This is a genomic window from Pseudomonas sp. LBUM1668 (assembly GCF_059695715.1).
Genome location: NZ_CP166787.1, coordinates 5167642 through 5183818 on the forward strand (window position 1 = coordinate 5167642; position 16177 = coordinate 5183818).

15 protein-coding genes and 1 pseudogene are annotated in these 16177 nt (G+C 60.8%); 8 read left to right on the forward strand and 8 right to left on the reverse strand.

The features are described 5' to 3' along the window. Positions 1 to 17: 17 nt before the first annotated feature. Positions 18 to 113: pseudogene (locus tag ACA061_RS23245) on the forward strand (Lrp/AsnC family transcriptional regulator); the annotation flags it as partial. 123 nt (positions 114 to 236) lie between these two features. Here ACA061_RS23245 and ACA061_RS23250 read toward each other — a convergent pair. The 3 genes from ACA061_RS23250 to ACA061_RS23260 form a co-directional block, all read right to left on the reverse strand. After that, a complete protein-coding gene (locus ACA061_RS23250) occupies positions 237 to 842 on the reverse strand; it encodes a 3'-5' exonuclease (RefSeq protein WP_497300108.1) in 606 nt (201 codons plus the stop codon). Between the two features lie 41 nt (positions 843 to 883). Next, a complete protein-coding gene (locus tag ACA061_RS23255; protein ID WP_042561201.1) occupies positions 884 to 1363 on the reverse strand; it encodes a LabA-like NYN domain-containing protein in 480 nt (159 codons plus the stop codon). Positions 1364 to 1625: 262 nt separating this feature from the next. Beyond that, positions 1626 to 2369, reverse strand: a complete 744-nt coding sequence (locus tag ACA061_RS23260; protein WP_497301991.1) for a DUF2076 domain-containing protein — start codon at positions 2367 to 2369, stop codon at positions 1626 to 1628. Positions 2370 to 2547: 178 nt separating this feature from the next. Here ACA061_RS23260 and ACA061_RS23265 point away from each other — a divergent pair, with 178 nt between their 5' ends. The 3 genes from ACA061_RS23265 (at position 2548) to ACA061_RS23275 (ending at position 5345) form a co-directional block, all read left to right on the forward strand. After that, entirely contained in the window at positions 2548 to 3222 is a 675-nt protein-coding gene (locus ACA061_RS23265; protein WP_150602146.1) for a YciC family protein, read from the forward strand. Between the two features lie 75 nt (positions 3223 to 3297). After that, positions 3298 to 4377 carry an endonuclease/exonuclease/phosphatase family protein gene (locus tag ACA061_RS23270; protein WP_210554866.1) on the forward strand — a complete coding sequence of 360 codons (1080 nt, stop codon included), beginning with the start codon at positions 3298 to 3300 and terminating at the stop codon, positions 4375 to 4377. 47 nt (positions 4378 to 4424) lie between these two features. Further along, the gene (locus ACA061_RS23275) at positions 4425 to 5345 is read left to right on the forward strand and encodes a WaaS/CpsH family glycosyltransferase (protein WP_497300109.1); all 921 of its coding nucleotides are present in this window, start codon (positions 4425 to 4427) and stop codon (positions 5343 to 5345) included. Between the two features lie 156 nt (positions 5346 to 5501). On the opposite strand, the gene hrpB is transcribed toward ACA061_RS23275, so the two are convergent. Then, positions 5502 to 8021: an ATP-dependent helicase HrpB gene (gene hrpB, locus ACA061_RS23280; RefSeq protein ID WP_497300110.1), complete on the reverse strand. Its 2520-nt coding sequence runs from the start codon at positions 8019 to 8021 to the stop codon at positions 5502 to 5504. Between the two features lie 365 nt (positions 8022 to 8386). On the opposite strand from hrpB, the gene pmcY reads away from it, so the two are divergent. Together pmcY and ACA061_RS23290 are read left to right on the forward strand one after the other, a co-directional pair. Further along, the gene (gene pmcY, locus ACA061_RS23285) at positions 8387 to 8806 is read left to right on the forward strand and encodes a periplasmic Zn2+ metallochaperone PmcY (protein WP_042561222.1); all 420 of its coding nucleotides are present in this window, start codon (positions 8387 to 8389) and stop codon (positions 8804 to 8806) included. Positions 8807 to 8821: 15 nt separating this feature from the next. Continuing rightward, on the forward strand, positions 8822 to 9718 hold the full coding sequence (locus ACA061_RS23290) for a cation diffusion facilitator family transporter (RefSeq protein ID WP_497300111.1): 897 nt from the start codon (positions 8822 to 8824) through the stop codon (positions 9716 to 9718). Here the strand turns inward: ACA061_RS23290 and ACA061_RS23295 are convergent. Then, complete coding sequence (locus ACA061_RS23295) at positions 9712 to 10746, reverse strand: DUF6515 family protein (RefSeq protein ID WP_497300112.1); 1035 nt, start codon at positions 10744 to 10746, stop codon at positions 9712 to 9714. The genes ACA061_RS23290 and ACA061_RS23295 overlap by 7 nt on opposite strands. A 454-nt stretch (positions 10747 to 11200) precedes the next feature. Here ACA061_RS23295 and ACA061_RS23300 point away from each other — a divergent pair, with 454 nt between their 5' ends. Both ACA061_RS23300 and ACA061_RS23305 read left to right on the forward strand, forming a co-directional pair. Next, positions 11201 to 11680 carry an Lrp/AsnC family transcriptional regulator gene (locus ACA061_RS23300; RefSeq protein WP_042561225.1) on the forward strand — a complete coding sequence of 160 codons (480 nt, stop codon included), beginning with the start codon at positions 11201 to 11203 and terminating at the stop codon, positions 11678 to 11680. A 223-nt stretch (positions 11681 to 11903) separates the two neighbouring features. After that, a complete protein-coding gene (locus ACA061_RS23305) occupies positions 11904 to 12113 on the forward strand; it encodes a DUF2788 domain-containing protein (RefSeq protein WP_042561226.1) in 210 nt (69 codons plus the stop codon). Here ACA061_RS23305 and ACA061_RS23310 read toward each other — a convergent pair. The 3 genes from ACA061_RS23310 to ACA061_RS23320 all read right to left on the reverse strand — a co-directional run bounded on the left by ACA061_RS23310 (position 12108) and on the right by ACA061_RS23320 (position 16132). Beyond that, on the reverse strand, positions 12108 to 12743 hold the full coding sequence (locus tag ACA061_RS23310; RefSeq protein WP_224450916.1) for a pseudouridine synthase: 636 nt from the start codon (positions 12741 to 12743) through the stop codon (positions 12108 to 12110). The genes ACA061_RS23305 and ACA061_RS23310 overlap by 6 nt on opposite strands. A gap of 70 nt (positions 12744 to 12813) precedes the next feature. Further along, complete coding sequence (amn, locus tag ACA061_RS23315; protein ID WP_191627704.1) at positions 12814 to 14313, reverse strand: AMP nucleosidase; 1500 nt, start codon at positions 14311 to 14313, stop codon at positions 12814 to 12816. 169 nt (positions 14314 to 14482) lie between these two features. Beyond that, positions 14483 to 16132, reverse strand: a complete 1650-nt coding sequence (locus ACA061_RS23320; RefSeq protein WP_497300113.1) for an acyl-CoA dehydrogenase family protein — start codon at positions 16130 to 16132, stop codon at positions 14483 to 14485. Positions 16133 to 16177 lie beyond the last annotated feature (45 nt).

Consider the following 16177-nt stretch of genomic DNA (forward strand, 5'->3'; position numbering starts at 1 on the left):
TCGACCGCGATTCGACAGTGGCGAAGTTCTGGGTTAGCGAGACATCGATTGTGTTGTCGAGCGCCATCGAAAAGCGCGTGCCGTTGGGGCACATCGAAGGCAACGGCAAGTAGAGTTCTCCTGTAGGAGCTGCCGCAGGCTGCGATCTTTTGATCTTGCTTTTAAAAACAAGATCAAAAGATCGCAGCCTCGTTTCACTCGACAGCTCCTACAGGGAAGCTTCAGTGATTTTGGGATCAGCGATAGCGCTGCAGATGTTCGCTGACTTTGGCGGCCGGGATTTTCTGCAGTTTGCACAGCAGGTCATGGGATAACACACGCACGCCGTGCTTGCTGCGCAATTCATCTGCAAGGTGCGCCATCAAGTTCGCCGCCATCTCCGCATCCGCCATCGCCCGGTGAGCCTGACCGGTGTGCGGCAGACGCGCAAACGTGGTGAGCGTGCCGAGCTTGTGATTCGGCGCGGCCGGCATCAAGCGGCGAGCCAACAGTAGCGAACAGGCGAAGTTTTGCAGGCGCGTGCGCTTGATCCGCCCCAACTCAAAGTCCCAGAACTTCTGGTCGAACGAAGCGTTGTGCGCGACCAGTGGCGTGCAGCCGACAAACTCGTTGACCTCGTTCATCACCTGCTCTGCCGGTGGCGCGGTGCGCAGCATGGCGTTGCTGATGCCGGTCAGTTGTTCGATGAACGCGGGGACGCGCACACCGGCGTTCATCAGGCTCTGGTAACGCTCGACGATGCGGCCGTTTTCCAGCATGACCACGGCGATTTCCGTGGCGCGACAGCTGCTGTTTGGCGAGAGGCCAGTGGTTTCAAAGTCGATGACTGCAATGCGTTCCAAACCGGGTTCAACTCCGTACAAATCAATTCTTCAGTAACCGCTCAATTCTTCAGTAGCAGTGCGCCTTCGATCGGCACGTAACGGCTGGCGGCGCGGATCAGCGAGTTGGCGGTGAGGCCGGGAACACCGTAAGCGACAGCTTGCACCCCGTGCTTGCTGATGATGCGTTCCAGCAGCATGTCGAAATCGCCATCACCGGACGCCAGCACAACTTCGTCGACGTGGTCGGCGGCGTCCATGATGTCGAGGGTGATGCCCACGTCCCAGTCGCCCTTGGCCGAGCCGTCGCTGCGCTGGATGTACGGCTTGAGCTTCACGATGAAGCCGAGGTTGCGCAGGATCTGCTGGAACTGCTGCTGCTTGCTGTCGCCACGGTCGATCGCGTAGGCGTAGGCCTCGACGATCTGCCCGTCCTTGCTGATGTCTGCCCACAGCGCCGCGTAGTTGAAGTGGCAACCATAGGCCTGACGCACGGTGTAGTAGAGGTTCTGCACGTCGGCGAACACTGCGATTTTTTTCACCGGAGTTCCTGTGAGCGCACAAGCGCACGAAGCGGGATCAGGCGCCAGGCCCGAAAATGGCGCTCAGTATGCCAGCCAACAGGAAGGTTCAGCGAATAATCACCGGCAGGCGCCAAGGTAGCACTGACGAGTGGTGACCTGTGGCGAGGGGATTTATCCCCGTTGGGGCGCGCAGCGGCCCCCTGAAAAACGGGGCTGCTTCGCAGCCCAACGGGGATAAATCCCCTCGCCACAGGGTCGGTGTCACATTCGAAAGGATGGATTAGACAAAGGAATCGTCGTCATCGAAGAACGATGAGTTGTCATCGCTGTAGTCGGCATCGGTAACGCCACTCTGGTCGTTACCGGCCATACGCTGGTCATCGCCCCAACCGCTGTTGCTCTGATCTGCAACCTGCGCCGGCTCTTCCTTGATCACTTCAACAATTTCTTCCGGCTGCTGATTGTGATGAAACAGGCTGCTGATGCCCTGCGCCAGCATCACACCACCGGCCACGCCAGCGGCGGTTTTCAATGCGCCGCCGAGAAAGCTGTTGCCTGCCGCCGGAGCCGCCTGTTGCGCGTAGTTAGGCGACTGTGCGCCGAAGCTTTGCTGTGGCGCGGGCGCATTGAAGTTCTGCTGCGGTGCCGGTTCACGCCAGCCACCCGTGGATGCCGGGGTGCTCTGAGCCGGTGCCGGACGCGAATTGCCGCCGCCAAAGATGCTCGATAGAAAACCACCGCCACCGCTCGGCGTCGGCGCCGCACCTTGGGCCTTGGCCGATTGCAGTTCGGCCTGCAACTGCTGGACTTGCCGAGTCAGTTGCTTGTTCTGTTCGTCGAGGCTCTTGAGCGCTGCCTCTTGCACCAGAATCGCCTGGGTCATGAAATAGCCTGCCGCCGGTTGGCGTGTCAGGTGTTCCTTGATCCGCGTCTCGGCCTGGGCATCGCGCGGGGCTGCTTCCGTTTCGGCCTGTTGCAGCCGGGAAAACAATCCATCGATCAGGGTTTGCTCTTCGCTGTTCATGGCGACCTCGTAGATTGCCGGGGAAAACATTGCCCTCGTCCACACTGGACGGGGTGCTCACCTGTAATGGCGACGGTGACAGGATGTTTCAACGACCTTTACCGAATGTTTACGTTTGTGCCGCGCCGCACATCATCGGTTAAAGTGAGCCACTGTTTTCGACCTGCGATACCGACTGATGAATGCCTTCGAAGTGCTGCGCGACTCTCTGTATTTTTTCAAACGCCATTTGGTCAGCATCGTGCAGCTGTGCCTGCCGCTGGTGATCGTCGAAGCCTTTTTGCAACAGGTGGTCGATCGCGCCACCGGGCCCGAAAGCTTTGCGGCGAGCAGCATCATCGTCGGCCTGGTGATTTATCCGTTGTATACCGCCGCGCTGATTCTGTTTCTCGACGCCCGCAGCCGTGGCGAGTCGCCGCGCAACCGCGACCTGCTGGCGATGGCAGCCACCCTGTGGCCACGCTTCGCCTTGCTGACGGCGCTGAATACCTTGCTGATCCTGTTGGGCATTTCGCTGTACTTCCTGCCGGGCCTGATCCTCATGGTGATGCTGGCGTTCGGCGAATACCTGCTGGTCCTGCGCGGCCTCAATCCATTGCACGCCATGAAAGAAAGCCTGCGCCTGACCCGTGGGCATTTCTGGCGAATCCTGCTGTGCATTCTCTGTGTGATGACACCGCTGTGGCTGCTCAAAGGGGCGAGCCTGGCGGTTTATCCAGAGCCGCAAAACCCGGTGATCGCCGTCCTGATCGACAGTGCCCACAGCTTCCTGCAACTGTTCACCAGCGTGGTGCTGTTTCGCCTGTTCATGCTGATCAGCGAATCGCCTGACAAACGTAGCGGCGCGGTCTGACTGCTTTGGCCTTGGGCGACGGGCGCGCACTCGGGTATGCTCGGGGCCACTTTCTGTAACGCTATAAGCCGAGCCATGACCCGTCTGCTGCGCTACACCCTGTTGCTTGTTGTGCTCGCCATCGCGCTGATCGGCGTGCTGTTGTTCAGCCTGACCTGGCGCCCCGACACCCGGGAAAACCTGCCGATCAGTTGCACCGGCACCCCGCCGACACTGGTGCCCGGGCAAGCGCTGAAAGTCATGACCTGGAACGTGCAGTACCTGGCCGGCAAGCGTTACGTATTCTGGAATGATCTGGCCCAGGGCAACGACGAAGCGCCGACCCTGGAAGACATGGCCTTCAGTCTCGATGAAGTGGCGCGGGTGATCCGCGACGAGCAACCCGATGTGGTGCTGTTGCAGGAACTGGATGACGGCGCCAAGGCCAGCGACTATCAGGATCAGCTCAAGCTGTTGCAGGAGCGGGTCGCCGATCTGTATCCGTGCAGCGTCAGCACTTTCGACTGGAAAGCCGACTTCGTCCCCGAACCCCACATCTTTGGCAGCGTCGGCCGGCAACTGGCGACCCTGAGCCGCTACCGCATCGAACATGCCGAACGCCTGCAATTGCCGGTGGCTTCGAGCAATTTCATCAGCCGCCAGTTTCAGCCCAAAAACGCCCTGCTTGCGACCCGTCTGCCGCTCAGCGATGGCGGGCAACTGACCGTATTCAATACGCATCTGGAACGACCCGGCCAACCGAATGACACCTTGCAGGCGCAGGTGACGGCCGTGGCCAAGGTACTCGACAAGTATGAAAGCCAAGGCTTGCCGTGGCTGATCGGCGGCGACTTCAACCTGCTGCCCCTCGGCCAATATCGCCGTTTGCCCGCCGAGCAGCGCACGCCCTACGCCGCCGACAGCGAGTTACATCTGCTGTGGGACAAATACCCGATGATCCCGAACAACAACGAAGCCAGCGGCATCAATCGCGCCCAGTGGCTGACGCACTACCCCAACGATCCCGGCCTCAACGGCCCGGATCGCACGGTCGACTATCTGTTCTACAGCCCGAAGATCAAACGGGTCGAAGCGATGGTGCGCCAGGACGATACCTTGCGCATTTCCGATCACTTGCCAGTGATCGCCCGCTTCCTGCTCCCGTCCACCCCATAGCAACGGCATTGCTCCAGCGGCCCTCGAATTTACAACATGGAAGACGCATGAAAATCTTGTTGATGTGCAAGGACATCGGCGGTTATGCCCGCAAATTGGCTGACCATCTGAGGAAGGATAACGACGTGTGCTTCATTGATACGTCGGCGATGGCCAACACGTTCGATCGAGCCCCCAAGATCATCCGTCGTCCGCTCAAGCGTTGGGCCCAGTTGCGCCAGGTCAAACGCGCCATAGGTGCAGGCGGTCGATTCGACGTTGCCCTCATCATCAACCCGGCGCAAATCGATCCGAAGCAGTTAGCGGCGGGATCCAGTGCCAGCGACCGCAAGATTGCCTACCTTTACGACAGCTTCAGCCGCTGGCCGATGACTCGCGAAGAGCTGGCCAGTTACGACGAGGTGTTTTCATTCGACCCGGAGAATGCCAAGAGTCACGGTCTGAAAAAACTGCACAATTTCATTTACGACGATTATGTTGCTGACGGTGCGCCCGGGGATTATTCGGCGTTTGTGGTGATGGCCGGCAAGGACCGGGTGCCGGCACTTGAAGGTCTGGCGAAGGCGTTCGATCGCCTCGGCATTACCGATTACAGGTTTCTGGTGCAGTGCAAACCGATCCCGGGGGCTCATCCGGGCATTACGTTTTTCGAGCAGCGAATGTCGCTGGAATCTGTGGGCGAGTTGGTAAAACGCTCGCGGATCATTCTGGACATTTCCAAGCCGGGTCAGACCGGATTGAGCTTTCGCTTTTTCGAAGCCATGGCCTCGCGAAAAAAGGTCATCACGACCAACAAAAGCGTTGTCGATTACGACTTCTACAATCCGGCGAACATTCTGGTCATCGACGAAAACAGCCCGGTGATTCCGGAGCATTTCATCACAACCCCGTACGTGGACATCCCTGCACCCATCTATGAGAAATACACGCTGCAGGGTTGGGTGAAGACGGTTTTCTCGCAGCAATGAATGTGTGGCCGCCCCACATCCTGTAGGAGCTGCCGCAGGCTGCGATCTTTTGATCTTAAAAGACAACATCAAAAGATCGCAGCCTGCGGCAGCTCCTACACGGACAGGGTACAGCGCTGTTCGAGCGATGAATTACGGGCTGCGATCTTTTGATCTTCAGGTGCCACGAGGTTTGGCCCGGGCAGTGGCCTCGGCCACCAACGGATCATCCGGCCAATAATGCTTGGGATACCGTCCCTTCAAATCCTTCTTCACCTCGGCATAAGTGCTGCGCCAGAAGTTGGCCAGATCCTGCGTCACCTGCACCGGCCGCCGCGCGGGTGACAGCAGATGCAGCTTGACCACTTGCCTGCCGCCAGCAATTCGCGGGGTTTCGGCCAGCCCGAACAACTCCTGCAAACGCACCGCCAGAATCGGCGGAAACTCGCTGTAATCCAGACGAATCGACGAACCCGACGGCACGCTCAGATGATGTGGCGCCAGCTCATCCAGCCGTTGCGGCAGCGGCCACGGCAGCAGATTGCGGACGATGCTCGACAGATCCAGATTGGCGAAATGACTGAGCCGCGAAACTTTGCCCAGATACGGCATCAGCCAGTGTTCAAGGGACTTCATCAGCGCAGCATCGCTGACGTCCGGCCATTGGCTTGCGTCTTGGGTCTGCAGATCCAGCTGCCGCAACAGGGCGACACGCGCCTGCCACTGGCGCAGTTCCGGAGTCCACGGCAGCAACTCAAGACCCTTGCGCCGCACCAGATTGACCAGTGCCTGACTGCGCACGCTTTCATCGAGACCGGTCAACGGTTCGCGGCTGAGGATCAGCTCACCGACCTTGCGCTGACGCTCGGCGCGCAACACACCTTCGCGCTCGTCCCAGTCCAGTTGATCGACGCACTGCACCTGCTCGGCCAGCACCGAATCAAACAGCGTCGGATCAAAATCCGCCGCCAGATAAATCCGTTCTTCGCGCTGGCCCTGACGGCTGCCGAGGTCGGCAATCACAATCCACGGCTCTTTCATCAAGCTGTCGGCTTCGGCGAACAGCGCGGCGCGACCATTGGCCAAGCGATATTCGGCGCCACCAGCGCGGCGCTGTTGGGCGACACGGTCTGGATAGGCCAGCGCCAGCAAAGCGCCAAGCCAGCGCGGATGATCCGGATCGTCGACCGGTTCACTCGCCTTACCGCGCAGGTAACCGCGATATTGCCGCGCCAGTTGCCGCGCACGCTGCACGCCGCCCTGCGCCCCACGGGTTGCGCGCTCTTCGCCCGAAAGCAGAACCAGTCGGCTGTGCAGGTCGGCCCCGGCGCCGCGCAAGATATCGCGCTCGCCCAGCAGCGCGGCGACATCGCAAGCCATCGTCGCCAGCCCCAACGCCTGACCGCGCAGCAATAAGTGGCCGATACGCGGATGCGCCGGCAATTCGGCCATGGCCTGACCGTGCGCAGTCAGCGCCTCGCCGTCCAGCGCACCCAGACGCTGCAACAAATCCTGCGCCTGTGCATAAGCCGCTGCCGGCGGCACGTCGAGCCAGACCAGTTCGCCCGGCGTCACGCCCCAGCGCCCCAGTTGCAACGCAAGGCTGGCCAGATCTGCCGAGAGAATTTCCGCACTGCCGTATGCCGCCAGTTGCTCGTGTTGATCCTGCGACCACAAGCGATAACAAACGCCCGGCTCCAGTCGCCCTGCCCGGCCTGCGCGTTGGGTGGCGCTGGCCTTGGAAATGCGTTGAGTGTCGAGGCGGGTCATGCCGCTGCCCGGATCAAAACGCGGTACCCGCGCCAGCCCGGCATCGATCACCACCCGCACGCCGTTGATGGTCAAACTGGTTTCGGCGATGTTGGTCGCCAGCACCACTTTGCGCTGACCGGGCGGAGCCGGATCGATGGCGGCACGTTGCGCGTTCAGATCAAGCTCACCGTGTAACGGACAGAGCAACACGTCGCTGCGCGCGCCGATGGCATCGCTCAGTTGCTGATGGACTCGACGGATTTCCGCCTGCCCCGGCAGAAACACCAACACGCTGCCGGTTTCATCATTGATTGCTTCGAGCACCGTCTGCGTCACGCGTTGATCAATGTATTCGCCGGGCTGAAACGGCCGGCCCCAGCGCATTGTCACCGGGTACATGCGGCCTTCGCTGCGCAGGATCGGCGCGTCGTCGAGCAAACCGGCCAGGCGCTCGCCTTCCAGCGTTGCGGACATCAGCAAAATCTTCAGCGGCTGTTCAGCGCGAAACAGCTCGCGACCGTTCAGACTTAATGCCAGCGCCAGATCGGCGTCGAGGCTGCGTTCGTGGAATTCGTCGAAGATCAGCAGACCCACGCCTTCCAGCGCCGGGTCGTCCTGCAAGCGGCGGGTGAGAATGCCTTCGGTGACCACTTCGATGCGGGTATTGGGGCCAACCTTGCTGTCGAGGCGGATGCGATAACCGACGGTTTCGCCGACCTTCTCGCCCAACTCGCTGGCCAGTCGCTCCGCTGCGGCACGCGCCGCCAGACGACGCGGCTCAAGCATGAGGATGGTTTGGCCATTGAGCCAGGCCTCATTGAGCAGCGCCAAGGGCACGCGGGTGGTTTTACCGGCGCCGGGCGGTGCTTCGAGCACGGCTTCGTGGCGTGTCGCCAACGCTTCACGCAGGGCGGGTAAAACTTCATCGATCGGCAAAGAAATCATGCTGGCTCCCCAGGGCGTGCCCACAGTAAATGGCGAGTCACGTTAAAGATGTGAGCGTGCCAGGCAAGGCGCGGGACGCAGGTAAGGGTCGTTTCCTTGCCAAGTCCCGCAACGCAGCATGGCGCGCTCACAGCTTTAGCCCGGAGGGCCGAACCCCGACAGGACTCATCAGCCTTCACGCGGTGTCGATCTGGAGAAAACAACTTCAATCCTCAACATATTTCGGTAGGGGTGAGACGAGGCCGCAATTTACTGTGGGCACGCCCTGCCAGCGGCGAGTATAACGGCGAACTGCTTGGCGTTCGTCAGGGTCTTAACTTCACACGACGACGCTTCGTTATTAGATGACTCAGGAGATATTTCCCATGCGTTTACCTTTTCGCCTGATCGGCGGCGTGCTGGTCGCCACCCTGCTCACTCAAATCACCGCGTGCGGCTCGATTTTCTATCCGGATCGTCGCGGCCAGATCGACGGCAAGATTGACCCGGCGATTGCCGTGCTCGATGCGGTCGGGCTGCTGTTCTACGTGATCCCCGGGCTGATCGCATTTGCTGTCGACTTCGCCACTGGCGCGATCTATTTCGAACCGGGGCACACCGCACAGATCGATCCGGCCAAGCTCAAGCAAGCCGTCGGCCCGGACGGTCAGGTCGATAACCACAAATTGCAGGCTATTCTCGAAACTGAGCTGGGGCGCAACTTCCCGCTGGACGATCCACGCCTGATCCAGCACAAGGGCAGCACTCAGCAACTGGCGATGTTCGGCCTGCAACCTGCCGCATAAGGAATCACCCTGCCCATGACCTCCAGCCCCGAACACGCCCGCCTGCTGCGGCTGGCCACCCGCGCCTCGGTGGCGGTGGCCTGTACGCTGATCGTCGCCAAAGCCATCGCCTGGTGGCTGAGCGGGTCGGTGAGCATGCTCGCCGGTCTCACCGACTCGACGCTGGATGGCATCACTTCGTTGCTCAATCTGCTTGCGGTGCATTACGCGTTGCGACCAGCGGATGACGATCACCGCTATGGCCACGGCAAGGCTGAGTCGCTGGCCGGCATGGCGCAGGCGCTGTTCATTGGCGGCAGTGCGGTGTTGATCGCATTTCAGGCTTATGAGCGGTTGACCAATCCGCAGCCGCTTGGCGCGCCATGGCTGAGCATCGGCGTGATCGTGTTTTCCCTGCTGCTGACGCTGGCGTTGCTGGTGTTGCAACATCGGGTGATCAAGGCGACCGGCTCCAACGCCGTGCGCGCCGACTCGCTGCACTACCGCTCGGACATGCTGCTAAACGGCAGCATTCTGATTGCGCTGGTGCTGGCCGGGTTTGGTTTTGATCAACTGGATGCGTGGTTCGGTCTGGGGATTGCTGCCTACATCCTGTGGAGCGCGGTGCAGATCGCCCGGGAAAGTTTCTCAGTGTTGATGGACGAGGAACTGCCGACGGACGTCAGCCAGCACATGCTCGAACTGGCGTGCAGTGTGCCGGGAGTGCTGGGCGCGCATGACTTGCGCACGCGGATCTCGGGCAACCACTGGTTTGTGCAGTTGCATCTGGAATTGCCGGGGGAGCTGACGCTATCTGTCGCGCACGGCATCAGCGATCAGGCCGCCGATGCCATTCACAAAGCCTACCCGCGAGCCGAAGTGCTGGTGCACGCCGACCCGCAGGAAGTAGTGCTGGCCGCCAGGGCTCAGTAGCTGACCTGATAACCGCGACTGCTCAGGCAATTGCCCTGAGCCTGACGGTAGGCCTGAACCACCTCGGACGCCGGTTGATACGTCGCGGTGCGCGGATCGAAACCGCTTTGCTGCACCGCGTACTGATAACACTGGTATCCGTCCTGCTGCACCTGTTGCGGTGACTGTCCATTGGCCGGATAGGCCTCGACGTCGTAGCCCTGGGATTGCGGCTGTTGCTGCTCCACGGGCGGCGCGACCACGATGTAATCCTGCGTGGCCTCCTGATACGCGTAGTACGAACCGGCAGCGAGAAACAGCAGCGACCCACCGATCCACACTTCACGGGCGTAATCCGGCAAGTACTGCGTGCGAATCCCGCGCGGCGGTTGCACGACGATGTAGCGCGGGCCTTGCGGGCGATACCAGTAGCCGCCGGAATAGAAGTAGTCCTGACCGCGATACGGCACGCGATAGTCACGATCCGGGAAGCGATCGATCACATGCCCCGGCCGATATTGCGGGCCGGGACCCCAACCATTGCCGTGACCGTCCGGACGTCCCGGCCAGCGATGGTCGTCGGGCCGATTGCCGGTCTGCCAATGCTGGTTGTTGTAGCCGTTTTGCGGACGCTCATCGCGGTAGTAACCCTGACGCGGTTCCTGAGTCTGGCGCACGGCGTCGGGGCGCGGCTGGATCGGCAGGCTGTTGGCCGGTAACTGCGGCGGTGGAGGAGGCTGGCGCACCGGGTTGGGGTTGTAGGCCGGGCGGTTCTGGCCGTTGTTTTGCTGACTGTTGTGCTCGAACTGGCGGCTGTTGTCGCCTCGAATGATCTCGTTGTTCTGCGGGCGCGGCTGATTCTGCTGCTGCGGATTGTTCTGCCCACGCGGCTGATGGTCGCCGCCATGGCCCTGATTATTGCCCTGATGCTCCGGCCCACGACCGCCGCCATCCGGGCCACGATTTTGCGGCTCATCGGCCAGTGCCTGCGCACTGATATTCATACACAGCAAACCAACACCGGCCAGCTGCCAGATGCGCGACTTCATGAAATTCCTCACTGCGGCTCAGAGCCCTGAATTGGAGTGGCCTGTAGCTAAGACCGGGGAAATACACACCGGGTTCTGCAACAGGTTATCAGTCGCGCAACTTATTTATTGAGCGGCGCAGCAGCAAATCGCGCGCAAGAAAAAAGGGAGACCCGTCGGCCTCCCTTTAGAGAACTTCGTCCTGGCTCGACGCTTTTGACGTCGGCTCACCTCACGCCGTCTTGTGGACAGTGCGTAGCTCGGGGGCCGGCCCAACCCCGGTGGGGGTGGCGGCCGCGGCAGGCCGGATTGGGCGGGCCGCGTGGACTGTGTTACCGAGCAGTGATTCTGGTAATAAGAATAGGCTTGAGGCCGCGACAGAGGATTGCGAAGATTGCTCAAATAAACACCACTTGCGCAATTTTTAACCCTGGATAGATAATCCGCCGCAATAGTTACAAACAAGGACAGATTGATGAGCAAACTCGACCGTTACGACCTGAGCATTTTGGCGGAATTGCAACGCGACGCCCGCATCTCCAACCAGGAGTTGGCCGAGCGCATCGGTCTGTCACCCTCCCCTTGCTCGCGCCGGGTCAAGCAACTGGAAGACGACGGCTATATCTCGCGTCAGGTGGCGCTACTGGACCGCAAGATGCTCGGCCTGAGCCTGACGGCGTACGTGCTGATCGGCATGGACCGGCACACGCCAGAGCGTTTCGAGAATTTCGAAGCGGCGATTCGCACATTGCCGCAGGTGCTGGAGTGCAGCCTGGTGACGGGGGTGGATGCTGATTACCAGTTGAAGGTGGTGGTGCCGGATATGGATCACTATCAAAAGCTGTTGCTCGGTCACCTCACCCGCATTGATGGCGTAACGAGCGTTCGCTCAAGCTTTGTGCTGAATCAGGTGTTGAACAGCACCGAGTTGCCGCTGACTCATCTGCGTAGCTGAAATCTCTCCCTGTAGGAGCTGCCGAAGGTTCGGGCCGCGTTCGGACGATCTTTTGATTCTGTTTTTAAGATCAAGATCAAAAGATCGCAGCCTTCGGCAGCTCCTACAGGGGGAGCGGTGGTTGAAGAGGTGTGGCACACAGACGCAGGTCAATACTTCACCAATCGCCCATGGCGTATAATCGCCGCCGCCCTTTAGCCCCGCCCCGCGCCGGAGATGTCCGATGGATCCTGCACTACTCGAAGAGTGGATGATGACCGGTCTGGTCAGCATCCTGATCATTTTCATGGGTTTCATCGTCTGGGATCTGGCGAAGAAGTCCAAGGCCGGTCGCTTCGGCTCGCTCATTCTGTTCTTCGTACTGGGCCTGGGTGTGGCCGCGTTCATCATCAAGAGTGTGGTGATCGGCCTGATCGAATCCGGCGCTTTATAAGCGCGCCGGCACCTCCGTCCACTGGCCCTGATCGAGACCGTCGATCGTCCAGTCACCAATCCTGACCCGCACCAACCGCAGCGTCGGCAGCCCAACCGCGGCAGTCATGCGCCGTACCTGACGGTTGCGCCCCTCGCGAATCACCAATTCCAGCCAACTCGTCGGCACGCTTTTACGAAAGCGCACGGGCGGGTTGCGTGGCCACAGCTCAGGCTCGTCCAATTGCCGCGCCTCGGCGGGCAAGGTCATGCCGTCATTCAACTCGACGCCATCACGCAGACGCTGCAACTGCTCGTCCGTCGGCTCGCCTTCGACCTGCACCCAATAGGTTTTCGCCAGTTTGTGTTTCGGGTCTGCGATCCGCGCCTGTAACTGGCCGTCGTTGGTCAGCAGCAGCAAACCTTCGCTGTCACGGTCCAGACGCCCGGCCGGGTAGATGCCCGGCACGTCGATGTAATCCTTGAGCGTCGCCCGCCCTTCACCGTCGCTGAATTGCGTCAGCACATCGAACGGTTTGTTGAACAGGATCAGCTTCGGCTCGGCCGGCGGCGCCTTGGCGACACGGCGAGGAGCAGAAGACGGAGGCTTCACGCCGGGACGGCGGGAAGGTGGACGCGGGGGACGGGACATAGCGAAATGAACATCTAACGGTCAGGGCTGCCAATGCTAGTAGCCTGACCGTTAAATGACCATCAACAAATCAGCGGAATGGCGGTTCGTCGAAGCTGCGCAGTTTGCGCGAGTGCAGCGAATTGAGTTCGGTGCGCAGCAGATCGACCGCTTCGATGCCGATCTTCAAGTGCTGGCTGACCGCGCGTTCGTAGAAGGCGTTGGCCGAACCCGGCAGCTTGATTTCACTGTGCAGCGGTTTGTCCGAAACGCACAGCAACGTGCCGTACGGCACTCGCAAGCGATAACCCTGCGCGGCAATCGTGCCGCTTTCCATGTCCACCGCCACGGCGCGGGACAGGTTAATCAACGGTCGCTCCTGAGCCCAGCGCAGTTCCCAGTTACGGTCGTCGTAAGTCAATACGGTACCGGTGCGCAGGCGTTTTTTCAGATCATCGCCCTTCTCGCCCGTGACATTGGCTGCCGCTTGTTGCAGCGCCATTTGCACTTCGGCCAGTGCCGGGATCGGGATGTTCGGCGGCACCACACGATCGAGAATACCGTCGCGACGCATATAGGCGTGGGCCAGCACGTAATCGCCGATGGTCTGCGACTGACGCAGGCCGCCGCAGTGACCGATCATCAGCCAGCAATGCGGACGCAGCACCGCCAAATGGTCAGTGATGTTCTTGGCGTTGGACGGGCCGACACCGATATTGACCAGGGTCACGCCGTGGCCATCGCTGGCGATCAGGTGATAGGCCGGCATCTGGTAGCGATGCCAGACCACACCGGCAGCAATTGCCGAGGCTTCGCCGTGATCCATGCTCTTTTCGATAATCACGTTGCCCGGCAGCACCATGCGCACGAAACGCGGGTCGCTGCGCAATTGCTCCAGACCATGAACGATGAACTGGTCGACGTAACGGTGATAGTTGGTCAGCAGGATCCACGGCTGTACATGACGCCAGTCGCTGCCGGTGTAATGCACCAGACGGCGCAGCGAGAAATCCACACGCGCCGCATCGAACAGCGCCAATGGCAGCGGATCGGTGTTTTCCCAATCGTAGAGGCCGTCGGCGATGCCATCGGTGGCGGCAGACAAATCGGTACTCGGGAACACGCGCGCCAGCACCGCTGCCGTCACGCCGGAGCCGGCCAGTTCGTCGCCCTGCTCGACCACGTACGGATACGGAATGTTTTGCTGGCTGATGCCGACTTCCACGGTCACGGTGAAGTCATGCATCAACGGCACAAGTTGTTCGAGCAGGTATTTGCGAAAGGCCGCCGGGTGGGTGACGGTGACGCTGTAGGTGCCCGGCAGTTGCACCTTGGCGTAGGCGCGGGTGGTCTGCGGGACTTCGCCCTGGCAGTGATAGGTCAGACGCAGTTCGGGATAACGAAACTGGGCACGCTGCTCGGCGTCGGGCTCGACGCGATCCTTGAGGTACCGCTTGAGCGCCGAATTCAGCGCAGAGGTGGCCCGCTCATGCAGCTCGGCCAGACGATCCACGGCTTGTTCGGCGGTTTGAACGACAATAAACGCTTCGGTCACGATCAGCTTCCTGTGTTCTGACTTGCAGAGCTTCATCTTGCCTGCATCGTGGCGCGACGGGAACAGTGGCATGTTGGCAACCGCACAATATGTGCGACTCCCACGCCCCCTGTAGGAGCTGCCGAAGGCTGCGATCTTTTGATCTTGCTGTTTATAAGATCAAAAGATCGCAGCCTCCGGCAGCTCCTACAGGAGATTTATGTGATTAGAAAATCCGGGGGGTCGAGCGGGCGACGATGGCTTCGACGTCCAGCCCACGCGGCAGCGCGCCGTAAACTCGCCCACCACCACTCAGACGACTGGCAATAAATGCATCACTGACCGTCGAATTCCCCGCCTCCAGCAACAGTTTGGCCTGAAGCCCCAGCGCAATATCCTCAGTCAACTGCCGCGCCCGGTATTGAATGTCGCTCGTGTCCTTGAACTGCGCCTGCAACTGCTGAATATGCACGGCCAGACGTTTATCGCCATGGCCGTCACCGAGTTCGCTGAACAACACATCCAGCACGCCCGGCTCTTTCGACAAGGCACGCAACACGTCGAGGCACTGGACGTTGCCCGAACCTTCCCACGTCGAGTTGACCGGCGCCTCGCGATACAGCCGCGGCAGGATGCTGTCTTCGACATAACCCGCACCGCCCATGCATTCGGCGGCTTCGTTGATCATGGCCGGCGCACGTTTGCAGATCCAGTATTTGCCAACCGCCGTCACCAACCGGGCGAATTGCGCTTCGTGGCGATCATCCAGATGATCGAGCGCTTTGCCCATGCGCAGGCTCAGGGCCAGCGCGGCTTCGCTTTCCAGCGCCAGATCGGCCAGCACGTTCTGCATCAACGGCTGTTCGCTGAGCAGTTTGCCGCCGACCATGCGGTGCGCGCAGTGATGGCTGGCCTGGGTCAGCGCCTGACGCATCAGCGCGCTGGAGCCGACCATGCAATCGAAACGGGTCATGGCCACCATTTCGATGATGGTCGGCACGCCGCGCCCCTCTTCGCCGACCATCCACGCCAGCGCCCCGCGAAATTCCACTTCGCTGGAGGCATTGGACTGGTTGCCGAGTTTGTTTTTCAGGCGCTGGATGTAGAACTGATTGCGCGTGTCATCGGGACGATGGCGCGGCAGCAGAAAACAAGTCAGGCCTTTGTCGGTCTGCGCCAGCGTGAGGAATGCATCACACATCGGCGCCGAGCAGAACCACTTGTGCCCGACCAGTTCATAGGCCTCGCCCGGCCCGCTGGCACCGACCGGATAGGCTTTGGTGGTATTGGCGCGCACGTCGGTGCCGCCCTGTTTCTCGGTCATCGCCATGCCGATGGTGACCCCGGCCTTATGCGCCATGCCGACATTGCGCGGGTCGTATTCGGTGGCGAGGATTTTCGGCAGCCATTGCTCGGCCAGGTTCGGCTGCAAACGCAGGGCCGGAACGCTGGCGAACGTCATGGTCAACGGGCAGCCACTGCCGGCCTCGGCCTGGCTGTGCAGGTAACTCATGGAGGCCCGGGCAACGTGAGCGCCGTCCTGCGGGTGCGCCCATGGCAAGGACGTCAGGCCATGCTCGATGGCCGTGCGCATCAGCTCGTGATAAGCGGGATGGAATTCCACCAGATCGATGCGATGACCGTAGCGGTCATGGCTGGCGAATACCGGTTTGTTTTGATTGGCGAGGAACCCGGCTTCCATCAGCGGCCCGCCCGCGAGAGCACCGTAGGCGTCGATCCGCGATTCGGCCCAACCGGCGCCAAACCGGCGCGACCACTCCTGCAACGGCAGATCAATGCGGTACAGGTTGCTGCCGTCCAGCGACGGCGGCTGGTTGGTGACTTCGTGGGTTTCGGCGAACTGATGCAGGTTCATGACGGGTTCCTTCTTCAGCGAGAAGGTCAGTTAAGCACCGCCCCC